The sequence below is a fragment of the Bradyrhizobium sp. DN3 genome, from assembly GCF_041357655.1.
GTDB lineage: Bacteria > Pseudomonadota > Alphaproteobacteria > Rhizobiales > Xanthobacteraceae > Bradyrhizobium.
This window is the reverse complement of the sequence record NZ_JAULLN010000043.1, coordinates 17,539-37,203: the sequence shown is the minus strand read 5'-3', so window position 1 is coordinate 37,203 and position 19,665 is coordinate 17,539. Positions and strand designations below refer to the sequence as shown.

Sequence of the window (19,665 nt, the reverse complement as noted above, 5' to 3'; positions counted from 1 at the left end):
GATAATGGCATAATGCCGGTGTTTTGCCCGACGGGTCAATGTCTCAGCGCATCGCGTCGACCTTTGAGCCGCGCAAGGCGTAAACCATTGAAATGACTACCCCCGGCTACTGTGCATGGGGTTGTTTTTCAGGTTTTTGTTTTGGACCTGCCAAACGATTGGCCTCTCCCCGATGGGGAGAGGCCAAAAATTGAAGCGACAGGCTCGACTTGATCGAGCGATCCTAGTCCCAGGCCCAGGTCGAGAAATCGTTCTCGTATTGTGGCACGTCCTTCCAGACACCCTTCAGCTTCTTGTTGGTGATGGTGATCAGCTGGGGCTGGTAGAGGTAGGCGGAGACGGCGTCGGTGGCCAACATGCGCTGGGCGTCGCCGAGCAGTTTTGCGCGACCAGCCTCGTCGGGTGTCGCGACGATCTGCTTGTAGAGCGCGTTGAACTTCTCGTTGTTGTAACCGAGGTAGTAGTCCGGCTCGGTGATCTTGACGAGGTCGAACGGCTCGACATGGCTGACGATGGTGAGGTCGAAATTATGCGGACCGTTACCGGCGAACACCTGCGACAGCCACTGCGCCCATTCGACGTTCTCGATCTTGGCGACAATGCCAACCTTGGCGAGCTGGGCTGCGACGATCTCGCCGCCCTGCCGCGCATAGGATGGCGGCGGCAGCTTGAGCGACAATTCGAGCGGCGTGGTGACGCCGGCCTCACTGAGCAGCTTCTTGGCCTTCTCGGGCTCGTAGGGGTTGATACCGGTGGTGTCGACATAGCCGAGCGCGCCCGGCACGTAGAAGCTGCCGATCGGCGTACCGAAGCCATCGACGGCACCGTCGATCATCGCCTTGCGGTCGATCGCAGCGAGGATGGCGCGGCGAACGCGGACGTCATCGAGCGGCTTCTTGCGGTGGTTGATCGCGACGATGGTCTTGGCCCTGGAGCCGCCGACCAGCACCGTGAAACGCGGGTCGGCCTTGAACTGGGCGATGGTGCGCTGGGCCGAGACGCGTGGGAACGCATCGACGTCGCCCGAGAGCAGCGCGGCGGTCTGCGCCGCCGGATCGGAGATGAAGCGGATCGTCACCTTCGACAGCTTGATCGCCGATGCATTGCGATAGTCGGCCCATTTGGTCAGAGTGATCGAGGAGCCCTTGGCCCAGGCCCCTAACTGATAGGGCCCGGTGCCGACCGGCTGCGTGACATTGGTGGCTGCGCTCTTCGGCTCGACGATCGAGCCGCTCGCCTGCCCCAGCAGGAATGGCAGGTTCGGCTCCGAATTCTTCAAGGTGATCACGACCGTCTCGGCGTCGGGCGCGGCAACGGACTCGAAGCTCTGGTACAGGCTCTTGTCCTTGTTGGTGCTGGTAGGCACCGCGTTGCGCTCGAACGAGAACTTCACCGCGGCGGAATTGAACGGCTCGCCATTGTGGAATTTGACGCCCTTGCGTAGCTTGAACGTATAGGTCTTCAGGTCGGGCGAAGCGGTCCAGCTCTCGGCCAGCAGGGGCGAGGTGGTGCCATCCTCGTTGATCTTGGTCAGGGTCTCGTAGATGTTGTAGAGCGTGACCTCGGCGATCGCAGCGGCGGCGGCATTGGTGGGATCGAGCCCCGGCGGCTCCAGCGCCATCGCCATGACGACGCTGTCCTTCTTGCTCTGCGCCAGCACCGGCAGCGGCGCCGCGACGAGCGCGGCGGCAAAGGCGACGATCGATAGTTTCCTCAACATGCGTAACTCCCCGGCCATCTCTGTTTCCAGCCTACGCCAATCCTGCCCCGGACATTAACCTTCCATGGCCGCCCGCGGCAACGCCATCACGGCCTCGGCCTTGTGGCAGGCGGCAAGGTGCCCCTCGCCCACCTTGCGTAGCTCAGGCGCCACCTCGCGGCAATGCTGGTCGGCAAGCGGGCAGCGCGCCACATAGGGGCATCCGGCCGCGGCCGCCGCTTGCGAGGCGATCGCCTGGGCTCCGCGCCGCCGCCGGCCGCCGCCGGCGCGCGCCCGCGGCACGGCATCGAGCAGCGCCCGCGTGTAGGGATGGGCGCAGCGCTCGAACAGATCCTCCGGCCGCCCCTGCTCGACGATCCGGCCGAGATACATCACCGCGACCTCGTCGCAGAGATAGTCGACGACGGCGAGGTCATGGCTGATCAGAATGTAGCTGAGGCCGAACTGCTCCTGGAGGTCCTGCATCAGGTTCAGCACCTGTGCCTGCACGGAGACGTCGAGCGCGGAGACCGGCTCGTCCGCCACGATGAGCTTGGGCTGCGTAATCAAGGCACGCGCAATCGCGATGCGCTGGCGCTGGCCGCCTGAGAACTCATGTGGATACTTGTCCATGTCCGCATCGCGCAAGCCGACCTGGCGCAGCACCGCGGCGACGCGTTCGCGGAATTTGGTGCGATCGGCCTCCTCCAGCACGGTGAGCGGCTCGGCGACGATGCGGGCAATTGTCTGGCGCGGATCGAGCGAGCCGTAGGGGTCCTGAAACACCATCTGGAAATCGCGCCTGGCACGGCGCAGCTCGTCGGCAGAAATGCGGTTGAGATCGCGGCCGAGCAGCGCGACCTGGCCCGAGGTGGGCCGCTCCAACGCCATCACCAGTCGCGCGAAGGTCGACTTGCCCGATCCGGACTCGCCGACCACGCCGAGGCTCTTGCCGGCGGCGACCCGCACGTTCACGCCATTGAGCGCGCGCACCTGCCCCGGCGGCCGGAACAGGCTTTCACGCGGCAGCGTGTAACGCTGCACCAGATCCTTCACGTCGAGAAGCGGCTCGGCTGCGGTGGTCATGCAGTCAGCGCTCCGACGCGTTCAGCCATCGACACGTCCGTCCTGATGCAGCGCACGAAATGGCCGGGTCCGACGTCCACCATCGGCGGCAGCGCGGCGCGGCACCGATCGATCACCAGCGGGCACCGGTCGGAGAAGGTGCAGCCGGACGGCAGATCGGCGAGCTCCGGCACCGTGCCCGAGATCGTCTTCAGCCGCGTCCCCTTGCGCGCACCGAGCTTCGGCCGGGCGCGGAACAGGCCCTGCGTATAGGGATGCCCCATGCGCCTGAACACCTCGTCGGTCGGCCCGCTCTCGACGACGGTGCCGCCATACATCACCATCATGCGCTGCACGTTCTCGGCGATGACGCCGAGATCGTGCGAGATCAGGATCATCGACATGCCGCGCTCCTCGACGAGATCGGCGATGAGGTCGAGGATCTGGCCCTGGATGGTGACGTCGAGCGCGGTGGTCGGCTCGTCCGCGATCAACAGGTCCGGCTCGCAGGCGAGTGCCATGGCGATGGTGATGCGCTGGCGCTGGCCGCCGGAGAACTGGTGCGGATAAGCGTCGACGCGCCGTGCGGGATCCGGCAGCCCGACGCGGTCGAGCAAGGCGATGGTCTCGCGCCGCGCCTGCGACGCCGAGTATCTCTTGTGACGCCGCAGCGGCTCGGCGACCTGATGGCCGATCGTGTGCATCGGATTGAGCGAGGTCATCGGCTCCTGGAAGATCATGCTGATGCGGTTGCCGCGCAGGCGGCAATAATCGGCATCCGAAAGCCCGACGAGCTCGTTGCCATCCAGCTTGATGCTGCCACTGACGACCGCGCTGTCAGGCAGCAGCCCCATCAGAGAGAGTGCCGTGACCGACTTGCCGCAGCCGGATTCCCCGACGAGCCCGAGCGTCTCGCCGCGCTTGAGGGCAAAGCTGACGCCACGCACGGCCTGCGCCGGCCCGCGGCTGGTGTTGAGGCGCACGCCGAGATTGGCGACCTCGATCAGTGGCATGGTTGCGGGATCAGCCATTGTCACCGCTCCCGCGCCAGTCTGGGATCGAGCAGGTCGCGCAATCCGTCACCAAGGAGGTTGAGACCGAGCACTGCGATGGCGATCGCAGCGCCCGGATACACCGCAAGCATCGGCGACTGGAACAGCAGCGTCTGCGCATCGTTCAGCATCCGGCCCCATGACGGCTGCGGCGGCTGCGTGCCGAGGCCGAGATAGGACAAAGCGGCTTCGGCGAGAATGGCGAGCGCGAACTGGATGGTGACCTGCACGATCAGGATCGAGAGGATGTTGGGCAGGACGTGCTCGATGGTGATGCGGAAGCGTCCCTTGCCCGCGGCGCGCGCGGCCAGCACGAATTCGCGCGCCCAGATCGCGTTGGCCGAACCGCGGGTCAGCCGCGTCAGTGTCGGAATCTGGAAGATTCCGATCGCGACGATCGAGGTCACCATACCCGGCCCGACCACCGCGGCGAGCATGATCGCAGAGAGCACGGCCGGAAAGGCGAAGCTGAAATCGGCGAAGCGCATGATGATCTCTTCGGTCCAGCCGCGCCTGGCCGAGGCGATCAGGCCGAGGCAGACGCCGAAGCTGAGACCGATGCTCACCGCGATGATGCCGACCATGATGGTCGAACGCGCGCCGGCAAGCAGCAGCGAGACGATGTCGCGGCCGAAAGAATCGGTGCCGAGCCAGTGCGCCGAAGACGGCGGCCGGAGTTTCGAAGCGATGTCGATCTCGTAGGGCGACCACGGCGTCCACACCAGCGACAGCAGCGCGGAGGCGAGCACCAGCAGGCTCAGCGCGCCGCCGAGCACGAAGCTGCGATGGCGCAGCGCGCGGCGCCAGAACGTCCGGGCCGGCAGCGGCCGCGTTGCAACCGGCGCGTCAATGGTCAGGGGCGCGCTCAAAGGTCGTGCACCTTGATACGGGGATCGATAAAGGCATAGAGCACATCGACCACGAAATTGACGACGACGACCATGGCAGCGAGCAGCATCACGCAGTTGCGCACCACGATCAGGTCGCGGTTGGCGATCGATTGGAAGATCAGGCGGCCGAGGCCCGGCAGGTAGAACACGTTCTCGATCACGATGGTGCCGGCGAGCAGATTGGCGAATTGCAGCCCCATCACGGTCATCACGGGGATCATGGCGTTGCGAAGCACATGGCGCCACAGCACCTCGCGCTTGCCGAGCCCTTTCGCACGTGCCGTGCGGACGAAGTCCTCACGCAGCACCTCGAGCACGGCCGAGCGGGTGACCCGCGCGAGGATCGCGGCCTGTACCACCGCAAGCGAGATCGCCGGCAGCAGCAGCGACTTGATGCCCGGCCAGACGCCATCGTCCCAGCCGGCAAAGCCGCCCGCCGAGAGCCATTGCAGCCGCACCGAGAACAACAGCACCAGAAGGATTGCGAACCAGAAGTTCGGCAGCGCGATGCCCACCTGCGTCAGCGACATCACGCCGACGTCGCCGAGCTTGTTGTGGTTGGCGGCGGTGTAGATGCCGGCGGAGAGCGCCAGTGTCACCGTGACTGTCATGGCCATGATCGCGAGCGGAATGGTCAGCACCAGCCGCTCTGCGATCAGGCTCGCGACCGGCGTGCCGTAGACATAGGAGTTGCCGAGATCGCCGACGAGGAGGCCTTTGATCCATTGCAGATAGCGAACCGCCAGCGGCTGGTCGAGCCCGAGCTTGACGGTGAGCGCGCGGACGGCGTCCGGCGAGGCATCGGCGCCCATCAGCATCTGCGCGGCGTTGCCGGGCAGCGCGTCGAGCACCAGGAAGATGATCAGCGAGGCGCCGACCAGCGTCGCCAGCAAGGTCAACAGACGTCGGAGGACAAAGACGCTCATGCGTGCTCGGCTTCAGGGCTCACCCGCGGCACGATCAACATGTCTGGACGCCGGAGGCAAGCTCTTTGCTGCATGTCCATCTCCTCAAGCCGGCCAGCGGGACAGAAGGTCGCTTGAGGCCTCGAACAGCGCGCTCACGCGCAGCAATTCGGCGTCGCCGCGGAAGCGGCCGACGAGCTGAAGCCCGATCGGCAGGCCGTCGCGGTCGAAACCGCAGGGCAGGCTGACGGCGGGATGCCCGGTCATGTTGAACGGCATGGTCCAGGGGAACCAATGCGGCCGGACGCTGTCGAAATGCGCCCCGTCGATCTCGATGGTGCCGAACAGGTCCTGGTCGATCGGCAACGCGGTGCGCGTCAGGGTCGGCATCGCCAGCAGGTGCCCGCGCGCAAGCAGCGATTGCACCCGGCGGAACAGCGCGGTGCGCGCGAACATCGCCTCCTGATAGTCGACGCCGCTGACCTCGGTTGCGAGCGCAAGCTGCTTGAGAAAGGCCTCGCTCAGCTCGTCCTTGTGCTCGGCCGCGAGCTTTGCAAAGCGCGTGCGCCAGACCGTGTGGTTGATGGCGCGCCAGATCGGCTCGATGTCGAAGCCGTCGCCGGAGAACTCTTCGAGCTCGGCACCGAGCTCCGCCAGCCGATCAAGGCTCGCCTTGAAGCTGGCCGCGACGTCCGACGACACCGGGCGCCCGGGCGGGGAAGCACAGAACAGGATCTTCTGCCCGCGCAGATCGCCGCGCGGGGCGGCGGTGCCGATGAAATCAGGCACCGGGACGCCGATCGACCAGGGATCGCAAGAATCCTCACCGGCCATCGCCTGCATCATCAACGCGGTGTCGGCGACGGTACGGGTGGTGGGCGTGACATAGGTTTGGTTGCCGAACACGTCCAGCGCCTGGCTGTGCGGGACGACGCCGTTGCTCTGCTTCAGCCCGACCACGCCATTGCAGGCGGCCGGAATCCGCGTCGAGCCGCCGCCGTCGGTCGCGATCGCGAGCGGCGCAATACCGCTCGCCACCGCCACCGCCGCGCCGCCGCTGGAGCCGCCGGAGGAACGGCGCGCGTCCCACGCATTGCGGGTGCGGCCGAACAAGGGCGAGTCCGTCAGGCACTTGCTGCCGAATTCCGGCGTCGTGGTCTTGCCGATCAGGATCGCGCCCTCGCTGCGCAGCCGCGCAACGGCGACGGCATCCTCGGTCGGCACGTTGTCCTTGTAGGGAACGGCGCCGAAGGTGGTCCTCACCCCCTTAGTGTTGACGATGTCCTTGACGGTGATGGGGATGCCGTGCAGCAGGCCAAGGGGCTCGCCAGCCATCATCTTGCGCTCGGCTTCGCGCGCCGCCGCGATCGCCTCATCACCGCACAGCGTGATGAAGCAGTTCAATGCGGGCTGAAGCGCCTCGGCGCGCGCAAGAACCGCGCGGACGATCTCGACCGGCGAAATCCGCTTTCCGGCGACGAGGCCGCGCAGCTCGGTTGCGGACAAGAGACAAGGATCGCCGTTCATCGTCAAATCGCGCTCCGAAGCGGGGCCGCCGTTGGCCCAAAGAGATTGACAGCGAGAATGACAGTTTTGTTAACTCGTCGTCCAATACGATTTTTGTCGTCAAGCCATACGCTTTCGGTATGCCAATGGATCTTCGCCGGCTCCGCTATTTCGTCGCCGTCGCCGAGGCGCGCAGCATCGGCAAGGCGGCTGAGCAACTCCGGATGGCGCAGCCGCCGCTCTCGGTCCAGATCCGCAAGCTCGAGGCCGAGATCGGCGCGCCGCTGTTCCGCCGCGGCACCCGCGGCATGGACCTGACCGAGGCGGGTCAGGCGCTGCTGGCGCGCGCCAGCGAAGCGCTCGCCCTTGCGGCCGACGGGGCCGAAGCCGCACGCGCGGTTGCTTCGGGGCGGCGCGGGCGGCTGTCGGTGGGCTACATGTTCGTGTTGGCGAATGCGATGCTGCCGCGGCTCATCCCCGAGCTCCGCCGCGCAGTTCCCGGCGTCGACCTCGGCTTCGCCGAGCTCAGCGCCTCGACGCGGGAGGCCCGCGTGCTCGACCGCAGCGTCACGGTCGCCTTGTGCATGCCGGCAATCAATCATCCTGAGATCCAGGTGGCACGGATCGGTGCGCAGCCCTTCATGCTGGCCATGCCGATCCGCTCGCCACTCGCCCGTCTGAGCTCCGTGCCAATGGCCCGCCTGCAGGGCCGTCCGCTGATCGCGCTCCCGCATCCGGACCATGGGCCCGCCTCCTCCGCCGTCGTCCCCTTGTTGCGTCGGCACCAAGTCGTGATGCCGATCGCCAGCCGGGTGGAGACGGTGCATTCGGCGATGAGCCTGGTTCTGGCCGGCGAAGGTCTCGCCATCCTGCCGGCCTGCGCACAGCTCGGCGCGCCACGTGGCATCGTGTTCAGACCCCTGCGTGACGTCACCGACTCCCTCGACATTGCAGTCTGTTGGCGGCGGGATTCCCAGAGTCCGCTGATCGGAACCTTCCTCAAATGCGCCGAGAAGGCCGTCGCGCGGATGTGAGGCCGCGCTACAAGCTCCAACTCACCTCAAAGCTCCAGGGCGGATCGGCGCCCGGACGGGTGCAAGTGAGGCCGGCGCAATTGGCGGCGAAGGACAGCGCGCGGCGGAGCTCGTCGGCGCTGATGTCCTTTAGGGTTTGCCGGGCAATGCGACCCTGCTTGTGCAAGGCGAACAGCAGCGCAGCCTGAAAGCTGTCGCCGGCCCCAATGGTGTCGGCCACCTCGACCTTTGGCGCAGCGACCTCAATCTGCCCTGCGCCCGCGTGCCAAGCGACCGCGCCGTCGTTGCCGCGGGTGATGACGACGAGGCTCGTACCCTGCCCCAGCAGCGCGCTCGCGCGTTGTTGATATGGCTCGTCCCCGAAGAGATAGGCGAAATCGACGTCGGACATCTTGATGAGATCGGCGCTGGCAGCGAAGCCGGCCATGCGCGTGAGATAGGCCGGCTTGTCCTTGACCAGATTGGGGCGGCAGTTCGGATCGAAGGAGATGGTCGATGACGCCCGCGCGTCCGCGATCAGGGCCTTCGTCTCGGCCGCACCCTGGTCGTTGACCAGCGTGGTCGAACCGACATGAATGGCTTCGACCTTATCGAACGGAATCGATCCGCGCCGATAGCTCCAGTTCCGCGTCGCGGTTCCGGCATCATAGAACGCATAATGCGACTCGCCCGCGACGATGCGGACAAAGGCGAGCGTGGTCTGGTGATCGCTGCGGGTGGCGAAACTGAGCTCCACATGCGAGGCCGCGGCGTGATCGGCAATCATCCGTCCGAACAGGTCGGTCGAGATGCCGCCGACGAAGCCGGTGGGTGCGCCCAGCCGGGCCATGCCGATCGCGACGTTGAGGCAGGAGCCGCCAACCGCCGGCATCACCGCCTCGCGCCCGTCCGCGTTCCGCGTCGGCACGAAATCGATCAGCGCATCGCCGCAGGCAATCAGCATGTCTTTCAGCCTCTCGCGATGTCGCGCATCGCCGCGCGGCTGCCGCGATCGACCTCGCGCAGCAGCTTGTAGACCTCGCGCTTGCGGGCGTGAAACGCCGCCATGTCGGGCGCGGTCGGCTCGCTCTTGCGTCCCAGCGCCGACATCTTTGCCATGGTCTCGCCGATCGAGGCATAGGCGCCGCCGGCCACCGCGCCGAGCATCGCGGCGCCCAGCAGCACCGGCTCTTTCGTCTGCGGCAGCGCGACCGTGAGACCGGTGGTGTCGGCCATGATCTGCCGCACTAGCGGGCTGCGGCTGGCGCCGCCGCCCATGATCATGATGCTGGAGCGCACGCCGTGCGCGGCAAAGGCCTCGATCACCTCGGCCAGCCCGTAGGCGAGCCCACACAGGCCGGCGACGAACAGTCGCTCCATCGAGGCGATATCGGTGTCGAGATCGAGGCCGGCGATCACGGCGCGCGTATCAGGGTCGGCGTAGGGCGAGCGGTTGCCGATGAATTCGGGCAGCACATGGACGTCGCGGGCGAGCAGCGCGGCGCGGCTGGCATCGCCTGCGCGCGCGATGATGCGGCGCTCGAGGAAGTCGATGAGGTCGAGACCCTCGTTGCGCGCCGCCGCGCTGGCCTCGGCATGGCCCGGATGCGACTTGAGGAGATGGTCGATCGCAGCGCCCGCGGCCGACTGGCCGCCTTCGTTGAGCCAGAAGTCCGGCACCATGCCGGAGTAATAAGGCCCCCACACGCCGGGCACGAAGCACGGTTCCTTCGTGGTCGCCATGATGCAGGCCGAAGTGCCCATGATATAGGCGAGACGATCGCACGCGTCGGTCGCCCCGCCCGAGCCGTCGCGGCCGCCGATCGCGCCGATGCCGCCGGCATGCGCATCGATCAGCGACGCGCCGACCGGCGTGCCCGGCGACAGGCCGAGATCAGCCGCAGCAGCCGGGGTGAGACCTGCACCGAGCCGCGTGCCGGGGGCGACGATCTCGGTGCCGATGCGGGCATATGTCTCGGCCACGAAATCCGACAGCCCGATGCGCTTGAAGAACGGCGCGCTCCAGCCGCCGTCATGCGCGAGGTAGTTCCACTTGCAGGTGACGGTGCAAGTCGAGCGCTGGAGCGAGCCGGTCGCGCGCCAGGTCAGGTAATCGGCCAGATCGAAGAAGTGACCAGCGGCGTCGAAACTCGCGCGAAGATGCCGCTTCAGCCACAGCAGCTTAGGCATCTCCATCTCGGGCGAGATCGAACCGCCGACATAGCGTAGCACGGCATCCTCGGTCTCGTTGATCAGTCGCGCCTCAGCGGTGGCGCGGTGGTCCATCCAGACGATGACGTTGCGCTGCTTGTCGCCGGAGCCGCTGACCGTGAGTGGATCGCCTTCCCTGTCGAGCACGACCAGCGAACAGGTGCCGTCGAAGCCGATACCGCCGACGCCGTCGGGCGTGATGCCAGCTTCCATCATCGCCGCGCGTACCGATGTCGCGCAGGCGTCCCAGATGTCCTGGGACGACTGCTCGACGATATCGCCGGCCTCGTGCCAGATCCGGATCGGGTGCCGCGCCATCGCGAGCAGCGTGCCCGCCTCGTCAAACACCCCTGCCCGCGTGCTCGTGGTCCCTACATCGACACCGATATACGCTCGCGGCATTGTCGCTCCCGGTCGCTTCGTCAGTCTTGACGCAAGCCTACCAGCAAGTGTAGCCGCCATCCACCAGCACGATGCTGCCGGTCATCAGGCTTGCGGCCTCGGACGAGAGGAACAGCACGACGGAGGCGATCTCCTCGACCTGCCCCATCCGGGCCATCGGGGTTCCACCGATCCAGGCGTCGTACATTTTCGGGTTGCTCTTCACGAAGGCGTTCAGCGGCGTCTCGATATAGGTCGGCGCCACCGCGTTGACGCGGATGCCGCGCGCGCCCCATTCGGCGGCGAGCGATTTGGTGAGGTGGTGCACGCCGGCCTTGGAGGCGTTGTAGAAGCACTGCTCCTGCGGCTTGTTGACGATGAAGCCGGACATCGAGCCGACATTGACGATGGCGCCGCTTTTGGCCTTCAGCATATGCTTGCCGAACTCGCGGCAGCACCAGAAGGTGCCGTTGAGATTGACGTCGATGACGTTGAGCCAGTGCTCGTCGGTCACGGTCTCCGCCGGCGTCTCGCTGCGCGCAATGCCGGCATTGTTGACGAGGATATCGACCTTGCCGTGGCGGGCGACGAGGTCGTTCGCGACGTCCGCCACACGCTTGGTATCGGTGACGTCCATGATCGCGGTCTCGATGTCGTAGCCCTTAGCCTTCAGGCTGGCTTTCGCGCTGTCGGCGACCTTGCTGTCGCGATCGCCGATGATGACCTTGGCGCCGGCCTCGGCCAGCGCCTCGGCGCAGGCGAGCCCAATGCCCTGCCCGCCGCCGGTGATGAACGCAGTCTTGCCGTTCAGCTTGAATTTTTCCAGGTACATGGTGGTCTTTCCGTTTTCTTGCCGTTTCTTCTCAGCCTCGAAGCGCGTTGCCGCCCTGGTCGAAGCGATGGATGCGCGCAGGGTCCGGCACCAGCGACACGCGATCGCCGGCGTGCAGGCTCAATTCGCCGATGTAGCGCGCCGTCAGCATGCCGAGCGGGCCGGCATCGACATAAAGAAAGGTGTCGCTACCGAGATGCTCGGCCACCGCGATCGTGCCCTGCCAGCCGCCGGCACCGTCGCGCTCGATCTTGAGGTGCTCCGGCCGCACACCGATCGTCACGGCCCCCTTCTGCAAGGCCGGCTCACCGGTGACGAAATTCATCTTGGGCGAGCCGATGAAGCCGGCGACGAAGAGATTGGCCGGCCGCTCGTAGAGATCCAGTGGCGAGCCATATTGCTCGATCTTGCCGCCGTTGAGCACGACGATCTTGTCGGCCATGGTCATGGCCTCGACCTGGTCGTGGGTGACGTAGATCGCGGTGGTGCCGAGCTGCTTCTGCAGCCGCGTCACCTCGATGCGCATCTGCACGCGCAGCGCCGCATCGAGGTTGGAGAGCGGCTCGTCGAACAGGAACGCCTTGGGCTCGCGCACGATGGCCCGCCCGATCGCGACGCGCTGGCGCTGGCCGCCGGAGAGTTCGCGCGGCTTGCGATCGAGATACGGCGTGAGATTCAGCGTCGCGGCCGCCGCCTCCACCTTGCGGTTGATCTCGTCCTTGGCAAGGCCGGCCATCTTCAGGCCGAAGCCGATATTGCCGCGCACGCTCATATGCGGATAGAGCGCATAGGACTGGAACACCATCGACAGCCCGCGCTTGGCCGGCGGCGTGTCGACGACGTTCTTGCCGTCGATCAGGATCTTACCGCCGGAGACGTCCTCGAGCCCGGCGATCAGCCGCAGCAGCGTGGTCTTGCCGCAGCCGGAGGGACCGACGAACACCACGAAGGAGCCGTCGGCGATGTCCAAATCGGCGCCTTTGATGATGTGCACGGGGCCGAAGGATTTCTGCACGTCCTGAAGTGTGATCTGACCCATGATCCGGCAGCCCCTCTACTTCACCGCGCCGAAAGTGAGCCCGCGCACGAGCTGCTTCTGGCTGAACCAACCGAGGACGAGAATGGGCGCGATCGCCAGCGTCGAGGCCGCCGACAGCTTTGCCCAGAACAGCCCTTCCGGGCTCGAATAGGAAGCGATGAACGTGGTGAGCGGCGCGGCGTTCGAGGTCGACAGGTTGAGCGTCCAGAACGCCTCGTTCCAGGCCAGGATCAGGTTGAGCAGCAAAGTCGAGGCGAGCCCCGGGATCGCCATCGGCGTCAGCACGTAGACGAGCTCGCGGCCTATTGTTGCGCCGTCCATGCGCGCGGCCTCCAGGATATCGCGCGGGATCTCCTTGAAATAGGTGAACAGCATCCAGATCACGATCGGCAAATTGCCGAGGCACAGGATGAAGACGAGGCCGATGCGGGAATCGAGCAGGCCGAAGAACTTGTAGATCAGGTAGATCGGCACCAACACACCGACCGGCGGCATCATCTTGGTCGAGAGCATCCAGAGCAGGATGTCCTTGGTGCGCTTGGTCGGCGAGAACGCCATCGACCAGGCCGCGGGAATGGCGATCAGGAGCGCAATCAGCGTCGAGCCGCCGGCGATGATGATCGAGTTCATCGCGTGGTGGAAATAGTCGCTGCGCTCCTGCACCGTCGCGTAGTTTTCCGTGGTCCAATGGAAGAACAGGAAGGATGGCGGGACGGCGAAGGCCTCGAGCTCGGTCTTGAAGCTCGCCAGCACCATCCACAGGATCGGGAAGAAGATCAGAAATCCGAACAGCCAGGCCGCTGCCGTCGATATCGCCACCCGCCGCGTCGTCGCCATCCGTGCCATGTCAGGCCTCCAGGTTGCGGCCAACGATGCGGACCAGGAAGAAGGCGACGACATTGGCGATCACCACCGCAACGAGGCCGCCCGCGGAGGCGCTGCCGACGTCGAACTGGATCAGCGCCTGCGAATAAATCAGGAAGGCGATGTTGGTGGTCTGCAAGCCCGGCCCGCCGCCAGTGGTGACAAAGATCTCGGCGAACACGGTGAGCAGGAAGATGGTCTCGATCAGGATCACCACCGTGATGGGGCGCGCGAGGTGCGGCAAGGTGATGTAGATGAAGGTCGAGACGGCGCTGGCGCCATCCATCTCGGCGGCCTCCTTCTGCTCCTCATCGAGTGATTGCAGTGCAGTAAGCAGGATCAGCATCGCGAACGGCAGCCATTGCCACGTCACGATCAGGATCACCGCAAACAGCGGCATATCGTTGAACCAGTCGATCGGTGTCAGGCCGAAGAGCGAAGCGAGCCAGGCGAACAATCCCGACACCGGGTGCATCAACAGGTTCTTCCAGACCAGCGCGCTCACCGTCGGCATCACGAAGAACGGCGCGATCACCATCAGCCGGACGAAATTGCGTCCGATCACGGGCTGATCCATCAGCAGCGCCAGGGGAATGCCGAGCAGGATGGTCAGCGCCAGCACGGAGCCGACCAGCACCAGGGTGTTCTGGAGCGAGGCAAGGAAGGCCGGATCGGTGAGGAAGTAGCGGAAGTTTTCCAGACCGACGAACGATTCCGAGCCGGGATCGAGCAGGCTGTAATGCAGCGTCGCAAAATAGATCGTCAGCGCAAGCGGGACGATCATCCAGATGAACAGCAGCCCGACGGCCGGCGTCAGGAGCGAGCGCGCAAGGAACTGCGTCTGCCGGGTTGCCATCCCTGGCTTCTCCTTTCGGGGAAGAAGGCGGCCATCCATCCGTACGGCGGATGGCCGCCAGTTTGAGCTCAGGAGGGAGAGCTCGGGTTCACTTGATGTAGCCGGCGCGTTTCATCTCGCGCTCGGTGGAGGATTGCGCCGCGGTCAGCGCGGCATCGACCGTCATTGATCCCGCAAGGGCAGCCGAGAACTGCTGGCCCACCTGCGTGCCGATGCCCTGGAATTCGGGGATCGCGGCGTATTGTACGCCGACGTAAGGCACCGGCTTCACCGTCGGCTTGTTCGGATCGGCGGCATCGATCGAGGCCAGCGTCAGCTTGGCGAAGGGAGCGACCTTCAGATAGTCCTGGTTCTGGTAGAGCGAGGTCCGCGTACCCGGCGGCACGTTGGCCCAGCCCTCCTTCGACGCCACGAGCTTGGTGTAGTCCTTGCTCGTGGCCCAGGCGATGAACTTCTCGGCGGCTTCCGTCTTCTTGGAGCCGGCGGGGATCGCGAGATTCCAGGCCCACAGCCAATTGGCGTTCTTGCCGAGCCCGGTGTTGGGTGCGAGCGCGAAGCCGACCTTGTCGGCGACCTTGGAATCCTTCGGATTGGTGACGAAGGACGCCGCAACCGTGGCATCAATCCACATTGCGCACTTGCCGGCGTTGAACAGCGCCAGATTCTCGTTGAAGCCGTTGGAGCTCGCGCCGGGAGGACCGGCTTCCTTCATGAGATTGACGTAGGTGGTCAGCGTCGCCTTCCATTCCGGCGTATTGAACTGCGGCTCCCACTTCTCGTCGAACCAGCGCGCGCCGTAGGAATTGGCCATGGCCGAGAGGAACGCCATGTTCTCGCCCCAGCCGGCCTTGCCGCGCAGGCAAATGCCGTAGACGCCGGCGCTCTTGTCGGTGAGCTTCTTGGCGGCGTCGATGACGAAATCCCAGGTCGGTTTCTCCGGCATCTTCAGGCCGGCCTTCTCGAACAAATCGGTGCGGTACATCACCATCGAGCTCTCGCCATAGAACGGCGCGGCGTAGAGCTTGCCGTCGACGGAGACCGCATCCTTGATCTTCGGCAAGAGGTCGGCGACGTCGTAATCGGCGCCGAGATTGGCAAGCGGCACCAGCCAGCCCTTCTTGGCCCAGATCGGCACCTCATAGGTGCCAATGGTCAGCACGTCGAATTGGCCGCCCTTGGTGGCGATGTCGGTGGTGACGCGCTGGCGCAGCACGTTCTCCTCCAGCGTCACCCATTTCACGGTGATATCGGGGTTCTTCTTGGTGAACTCACCCGTCAGCCCCTGCATGCGGATCATGTCGCCATTGTTGACGGTGGCGATGGTCAGGGTCGTTTCGGCCATCGCGGGGATGGCCAACAGCAGGCAAGACGCGCCGCAGACGGCGCCCAGGACGTGTTTCACGGTGACCTCCCTAGAATCGCGTTTTGAGCATATGCCCACGCGTTGGGCGTATGTTCAGCCCAAGGAAGACGGTTGTCAAGCAGGCGCGCGAGCGTTCAAGCAACTTATGAGTGCTGCGGTGCGGGAGGCTTTGTAATGTCGCGCATAGGGGTGGCGGCGTTCTCCACCTCTCCCGCTTGCGGGAGAGGTCGCATCGCATTGAAAGATGCGATGCGGGTGAGGGTTTTCTCCTCTTGGGGAGTCTTGCCAGTCGAGAGACCCTCTCCCCAGCCCTCTCCCGCAAGCGGGAGGGGAGTCGACTCCCGCTTCCGCGCGAGCGCGCCCTACCGCTCCAAGATCGCCCTTGCCGTCGCCTCGTCCGTGATCAACCCGTTGATCAACCGCCCGTTCAGCGCCGCCGCGATCGCCGGCACCTTGGCGGCGCCCACCGCCGCGCCGATCGTCGTGGTGTTGGCCGGGACTTCCGGCGGGATGCTGGTGAGGCGCTTGTTGGTGCCGGATTTGAGCAGGCGGCCCCTGGAATCATAGGCCCAGCCGGTGATCTCGCCGATGGCACCTAACCGCATCATCTCGAATAATTCATCACGCGTGACGAAGCCATCGACATGCACCTGCGCCTTCTGGTCCATCTGGCCGATGCCGACGAGGCGAAGGTCCGCCTTGGCCGCGACCGCCTTCACCTTGGCGATCGGCTCGATGCGGACCATCTTGTTGCGCTCGTCCTCCGACGACATCAGGAACGGCAAGGGCATCGGATAATGCCGCGCGCCGGTGCGGTCGGCGAGCCGGCCGACGGTGTCGTAGAAGCTCGCCGAGCCATCGGCGGAGATGTTGCCGACCAGCGAGACGATCTGGTGGTTGGGCCGATCGATCGGCGTGACGCGCTCGACCGCGGCGCGTACCGCGCGGCCCGTACCGAGCGCGACGATGACCGGCGTCTCCGAGCGCAGCGTGGAATCGAGCAGGTTGGCGCAACGCTCGGCAATGCCCGCGGTGGCCTGCGGCGCGGCAGGGTCGGCCGGCACCACCTCGCAATGAACGAGATCAAAGCGCTGCTTCAGCCGCGCCGCCAGCTCCATGCAGGCGGCGATGGGATGCTCGAGCCGGAAGGTGATCAGCCGCTCGGCGAGGCACAGCGAGACCAGCCGCTGCGCCGACGCGCGCGAGACCTGGAGCATCTTTGCGATCTCGTCCTGGGTATGACCGGCAATGAAATAGAGCCAGCCCGCGCGCGCGGCGTCGTCGAGCCTTGATTTCTCGTTCTCGGCGGCCATGCGGGCCTTACGCCCCCTTCCAGAAATCGCTCATGCGCCCGAAGACCCGATCGGCCCCGGCGTCCGACAATATAGCGTGCCCGTCCCGGCTGCTGTAATGGCCGCCACCGACAAATCCCCAGACGGTCATGCCGGCCGCCTTGCCTGCCTGCACGCCGCTGACGCTGTCCTCGATCACCAATGTGCGCGCGGGCGGTATGCGCATCTTCTCGGCCGCATGGAGGAAAAGGTCGGGTGCCGGCTTGCCGTGCCTGACCATCTGCGCCGTGTAGATGCGGTTGTCGAACAGCGGCCTGAGGCCGGTGACCTCGAGCGAGAGCGATACGCGGTCGATATCGCTCGACGAGGCCACGCAGAACGGCACCGTCAAGTCCGACACCACCGCCCCCACCCCGGGGATCGGTTCCAGCGAAGCGGCAAATGTCTCGAGCACGCGCGACTTCAAGCGCGGCAGGAAGCCGTCCGGCACGATTTGCCCGAGATCGCGATAATGCTGCTCGATCGCCTTGGTGCTGCGCCCGAGAAAGAGCTCGAGCGCCTGCCCCTCACTGAGCGCGAAGCCGAATTCGGCCAGCACTTCGGACAGGCAGCGGCAGCTCAACAGCTCGCTGTCGACGAGCACGCCGTCGCAGTCGAAGATGATCAGATCGGGTTTTGGCCGGTCCAGGTCCATCCGGCCATTCGATCATATACCCATCGTATGAGCAATAGCTCAGCCGGAGCAAGCCCTCGGGGGCACTTCCTGTACCTCAATGCGCCACCTGCCGGTAGATCGCCGGCAGCGCCGCCGGCAAACGCTTGATGTTGCCGACGATGGCGTAGCCGCCGCGGCCGAACAGGGTCGGGAAATAGGATTGCGCGGTCGCGTCCACGGTCACGCCGAATGCGGCGATGCCGAGCCGGCGCGCCTCCTGCACGGATTTCCGGGTGTCCTCGACCGCGAACCGGCCTTCATAGTGATCGACGTCGTTCGGCTTGCCGTCGGTGAGAACGAGCAGCAGCTTCTTGCGCTGCGGCTGGCGCGCGAGTTCGGCTGCGGCGTGGCGTACCGCGGCGCCGATCCGCGTGTAATAGCCGGGCTTGAGCGCGCCGATGCGGCGCTCCACCGCCCCGCTCATCGGCTCGCCGAAGGCCTTGACCGTCTCCAGCCGCACCCATAAGCGCCGGCGCGAGGTGAAGGTCAGGATGCTGTGGTGGTCGCCGCAGGCCGACAGCCCATGCGCGAGCACGAGCAGCGCCTCCTTCTCGACATCGAGCACGCGATAACCGTCGACCCAGGCGTCGGTGGAGAGCGAGACGTCGACCAGCAGCGTGACAGCGAGATCGTGCCCCTGCGGGCGCATTGCGACATGGATGCGATCGAGACCACTGCTGCTGCCGGCGCGAAGGTCGCAGCGCGCGCGCACGAGCGCGTCGAGATCGAGGTCGTGGCCGTCGGCCTGGGCGCGCATCAATTCGTGACGCGGACGCAAGACTTCGAAGCGGCGACGCACCTGGCGGATATGGCGGCGCATGGCGTCATCCGCCGTCCAGCTCTCACCTTGTTCGGACGCCGCAGCCGCGAGTACGCGGCAATGATCCGGCAGATAGGTGCCGCTGCGATAGTCCCATTCGGGATAGCTCAGGTCCGCGTTCAGGCGCGACGTATCGAGGGCTTCCGGCGGCAGGTCGAGATCGAATTTGAGCCGGCTCGCGGGCTTGCCGCTGCGGCGGCTGAGCGTGATCTCCTCGAGATCGTCGGCCGCCTTCTGCGCATCCTCGTCCTCGCTGTCATCGGCGGGACGATCGACATTGACCATCTCGGCCATGGCGAGGATCTTCTCGAAGCGGTTGAGCACGAAGGGATCGCGACGATTGGCATTGTCCTCACGCTCGCGCACCGCAAACCGTCTGCGATCGTCCGACGGCGCAGGTGCCGCGCCCGGCGCGCACTCGTCCTCGCCGGCATGCGCGGGCGAGAGCTCGCGGGTCCAGCAATCGCCCCAGAGTGGGCACGGCAGGATCGAACGATAGCCCGGCGGCGCCTTGTCCGGGAGCGGGCCCGTCCCCATCATCGCTGGCCACAGCTGGCCTGCGGGCGCTTTTCCGGTTCCGAGCAAGGCCGGGACGATCTGTTCCACCTCGCGCTCGACGCGCGGCAGAGGGCGCTGAGGCCGGGCCTCGGCGGTGGCCACAGCGAGCTGCGCGTAATCGGCGACAAGCCCCGGGAATTGCGTGAGCACCCAGACTGCCGTCTCGCTGGCGCGACGCAGCATTAGGAGATCGCGCCTGAGCGGATCCGCCTCCGCGATCGCCTCGACCGGCGCAGCCGCGAACCACGCCGCAAGCCAGCGATAGAGCGATGCATTCAGCGCACGGTCGGAAAAGATCGCGATGCGGTCGGGAAGGAAGATGGTCGCAGCGTCGCGGCCCGGCTGCTCGAGGCGCTCGTCGCCGAGGCCGATGCGCTGCCGCCAACCGAGCCGGTGGGCGGACTTTCGGGCCCCTGCGCTCGCGATCTGCACGCCGGTCTCGCCGCCGAGCGCGCGGAACATCACCGCGAGCCGGCTTTTCATCTCCGTCAGCGTGACAGCCTGATCCTCGTGAACCGGATAGCTCGCGGTGCCGCCAACCATTCTGTGCCAGGCGCGGCCGACCGTCTCCTCCAGTTCGAGGAAATCGAGCATGGCGGTGGCC

General features: G+C 65.9%; 17 protein-coding genes. 1 reads left to right on the top strand and 16 read right to left on the bottom strand.

Features of this window, described 5'->3' with window-relative positions:
• Positions 1 to 223 precede the first annotated feature (223 nt).
• The 6 genes from AAE027_RS36650 to AAE027_RS36625 form a co-directional block, all read right to left on the bottom strand.
• The gene (locus tag AAE027_RS36650; protein ID WP_370990779.1) at positions 224 to 1,720 is read right to left on the bottom strand and encodes an ABC transporter substrate-binding protein; all 1,497 of its coding nucleotides are present in this window, start codon (positions 1,718 to 1,720) and stop codon (positions 224 to 226) included.
• Between the two features lie 54 nt (positions 1,721 to 1,774).
• Positions 1,775 to 2,785, bottom strand: a complete 1,011-nt coding sequence (locus AAE027_RS36645) for an ABC transporter ATP-binding protein (RefSeq protein ID WP_370990778.1) — start codon at positions 2,783 to 2,785, stop codon at positions 1,775 to 1,777.
• Complete coding sequence (locus tag AAE027_RS36640) at positions 2,782 to 3,795, bottom strand: ABC transporter ATP-binding protein (RefSeq protein ID WP_370990777.1); 1,014 nt, start codon at positions 3,793 to 3,795, stop codon at positions 2,782 to 2,784. Before AAE027_RS36640 ends, AAE027_RS36645 begins: the two co-directional genes overlap by 4 nt.
• Positions 3,796 to 3,797: 2 nt before the next feature.
• The gene (locus AAE027_RS36635) at positions 3,798 to 4,685 is read right to left on the bottom strand and encodes an ABC transporter permease (protein WP_091892406.1); all 888 of its coding nucleotides are present in this window, start codon (positions 4,683 to 4,685) and stop codon (positions 3,798 to 3,800) included.
• Positions 4,682 to 5,632, bottom strand: a complete 951-nt coding sequence (locus AAE027_RS36630) for an ABC transporter permease (RefSeq protein WP_370990776.1) — start codon at positions 5,630 to 5,632, stop codon at positions 4,682 to 4,684. The genes AAE027_RS36635 and AAE027_RS36630 overlap by 4 nt, the downstream gene beginning before the upstream one ends.
• A gap of 84 nt (positions 5,633 to 5,716) precedes the next feature.
• Positions 5,717 to 7,138, bottom strand: a complete 1,422-nt coding sequence (locus AAE027_RS36625; RefSeq protein WP_370990775.1) for an amidase — start codon at positions 7,136 to 7,138, stop codon at positions 5,717 to 5,719.
• A 125-nt stretch (positions 7,139 to 7,263) separates the two neighbouring features.
• Here AAE027_RS36625 and AAE027_RS36620 point away from each other — a divergent pair, with 125 nt between their 5' ends.
• Positions 7,264 to 8,151 carry a LysR family transcriptional regulator gene (locus AAE027_RS36620; RefSeq protein WP_370990774.1) on the top strand — a complete coding sequence of 296 codons (888 nt, stop codon included), beginning with the start codon at positions 7,264 to 7,266 and terminating at the stop codon, positions 8,149 to 8,151.
• Positions 8,152 to 8,158: 7 nt separating this feature from the next.
• Here AAE027_RS36620 and AAE027_RS36615 read toward each other — a convergent pair whose 3' ends face one another.
• The 10 genes from AAE027_RS36615 to AAE027_RS36570 form a co-directional block, all read right to left on the bottom strand.
• A complete protein-coding gene (locus AAE027_RS36615; protein WP_370990773.1) occupies positions 8,159 to 9,094 on the bottom strand; it encodes a carbohydrate kinase family protein in 936 nt (311 codons plus the stop codon).
• 5 nt (positions 9,095 to 9,099) lie between these two features.
• Positions 9,100 to 10,743 (bottom strand): FGGY-family carbohydrate kinase, encoded by a 1,644-nt coding sequence (locus AAE027_RS36610; RefSeq protein ID WP_370990772.1) that lies wholly within the window; start codon positions 10,741 to 10,743, stop codon positions 9,100 to 9,102.
• A 37-nt stretch (positions 10,744 to 10,780) separates the two neighbouring features.
• Positions 10,781 to 11,554 (bottom strand): SDR family NAD(P)-dependent oxidoreductase, encoded by a 774-nt coding sequence (locus AAE027_RS36605; protein WP_370990771.1) that lies wholly within the window; start codon positions 11,552 to 11,554, stop codon positions 10,781 to 10,783.
• A 31-nt stretch (positions 11,555 to 11,585) separates the two neighbouring features.
• Complete coding sequence (locus AAE027_RS36600; protein ID WP_091892392.1) at positions 11,586 to 12,593, bottom strand: ABC transporter ATP-binding protein; 1,008 nt, start codon at positions 12,591 to 12,593, stop codon at positions 11,586 to 11,588.
• Between the two features lie 15 nt (positions 12,594 to 12,608).
• Positions 12,609 to 13,439, bottom strand: coding sequence for a carbohydrate ABC transporter permease (locus AAE027_RS36595; RefSeq protein ID WP_128934841.1), 831 nt, complete (start codon positions 13,437 to 13,439; stop codon positions 12,609 to 12,611).
• 1 nt (position 13,440) lies between these two features.
• Positions 13,441 to 14,313 carry a carbohydrate ABC transporter permease gene (locus tag AAE027_RS36590; RefSeq protein ID WP_370990770.1) on the bottom strand — a complete coding sequence of 291 codons (873 nt, stop codon included), beginning with the start codon at positions 14,311 to 14,313 and terminating at the stop codon, positions 13,441 to 13,443.
• Positions 14,314 to 14,401: 88 nt separating this feature from the next.
• Positions 14,402 to 15,715, bottom strand: coding sequence for an ABC transporter substrate-binding protein (locus AAE027_RS36585; protein WP_091892386.1), 1,314 nt, complete (start codon positions 15,713 to 15,715; stop codon positions 14,402 to 14,404).
• A gap of 323 nt (positions 15,716 to 16,038) precedes the next feature.
• Complete coding sequence (locus AAE027_RS36580; RefSeq protein ID WP_370990769.1) at positions 16,039 to 16,989, bottom strand: sugar-binding transcriptional regulator; 951 nt, start codon at positions 16,987 to 16,989, stop codon at positions 16,039 to 16,041.
• Between the two features lie 7 nt (positions 16,990 to 16,996).
• Entirely contained in the window at positions 16,997 to 17,662 is a 666-nt protein-coding gene (locus tag AAE027_RS36575) for an HAD family hydrolase (protein WP_370990768.1), read from the bottom strand.
• A 76-nt stretch (positions 17,663 to 17,738) separates the two neighbouring features.
• A complete protein-coding gene (locus AAE027_RS36570; protein ID WP_370990767.1) occupies positions 17,739 to 19,655 on the bottom strand; it encodes a nitric oxide reductase activation protein NorD in 1,917 nt (638 codons plus the stop codon).
• Between the last annotated feature and the right edge of the window lie 10 nt (positions 19,656 to 19,665).

Excerpts from the sequence above, each read along its gene's own strand:
- AAE027_RS36625 (WP_370990775.1), bottom strand. The coding sequence starts at position 7,138 with ATGAACGGCGATCCTTGTCTCTTGTCCGCAACCGAGCTGCGCGGCCTC.
- AAE027_RS36600 (WP_091892392.1), bottom strand. The coding sequence starts at position 12,593 with ATGGGTCAGATCACACTTCAGGACGTGCAGAAATCCTTCGGCCCCGTG.
- AAE027_RS36575 (WP_370990768.1), bottom strand. The coding sequence starts at position 17,662 with ATGGACCTGGACCGGCCAAAACCCGATCTGATCATCTTCGACTGCGAC.
- AAE027_RS36645 (WP_370990778.1), bottom strand. The coding sequence starts at position 2,785 with ATGACCACCGCAGCCGAGCCGCTTCTCGACGTGAAGGATCTGGTGCAG.
- AAE027_RS36570 (WP_370990767.1), bottom strand. The coding sequence starts at position 19,655 with ATGCTCGATTTCCTCGAACTGGAGGAGACGGTCGGCCGCGCCTGGCAC.
- AAE027_RS36615 (WP_370990773.1), bottom strand. The coding sequence starts at position 9,094 with ATGCTGATTGCCTGCGGCGATGCGCTGATCGATTTCGTGCCGACGCGG.
- AAE027_RS36605 (WP_370990771.1), bottom strand. The coding sequence starts at position 11,554 with ATGTACCTGGAAAAATTCAAGCTGAACGGCAAGACTGCGTTCATCACC.
- AAE027_RS36620 (WP_370990774.1), top strand. The coding sequence starts at position 7,264 with ATGGATCTTCGCCGGCTCCGCTATTTCGTCGCCGTCGCCGAGGCGCGC.
- AAE027_RS36590 (WP_370990770.1), bottom strand. The coding sequence starts at position 14,313 with ATGGCAACCCGGCAGACGCAGTTCCTTGCGCGCTCGCTCCTGACGCCG.
- AAE027_RS36640 (WP_370990777.1), bottom strand. The coding sequence starts at position 3,795 with ATGGCTGATCCCGCAACCATGCCACTGATCGAGGTCGCCAATCTCGGC.
- AAE027_RS36580 (WP_370990769.1), bottom strand. The coding sequence starts at position 16,989 with ATGGCCGCCGAGAACGAGAAATCAAGGCTCGACGACGCCGCGCGCGCG.
- AAE027_RS36610 (WP_370990772.1), bottom strand. The coding sequence starts at position 10,743 with ATGCCGCGAGCGTATATCGGTGTCGATGTAGGGACCACGAGCACGCGG.
- AAE027_RS36595 (WP_128934841.1), bottom strand. The coding sequence starts at position 13,439 with ATGGCACGGATGGCGACGACGCGGCGGGTGGCGATATCGACGGCAGCG.
- AAE027_RS36650 (WP_370990779.1), bottom strand. The coding sequence starts at position 1,720 with ATGTTGAGGAAACTATCGATCGTCGCCTTTGCCGCCGCGCTCGTCGCG.
- AAE027_RS36630 (WP_370990776.1), bottom strand. The coding sequence starts at position 5,632 with ATGAGCGTCTTTGTCCTCCGACGTCTGTTGACCTTGCTGGCGACGCTG.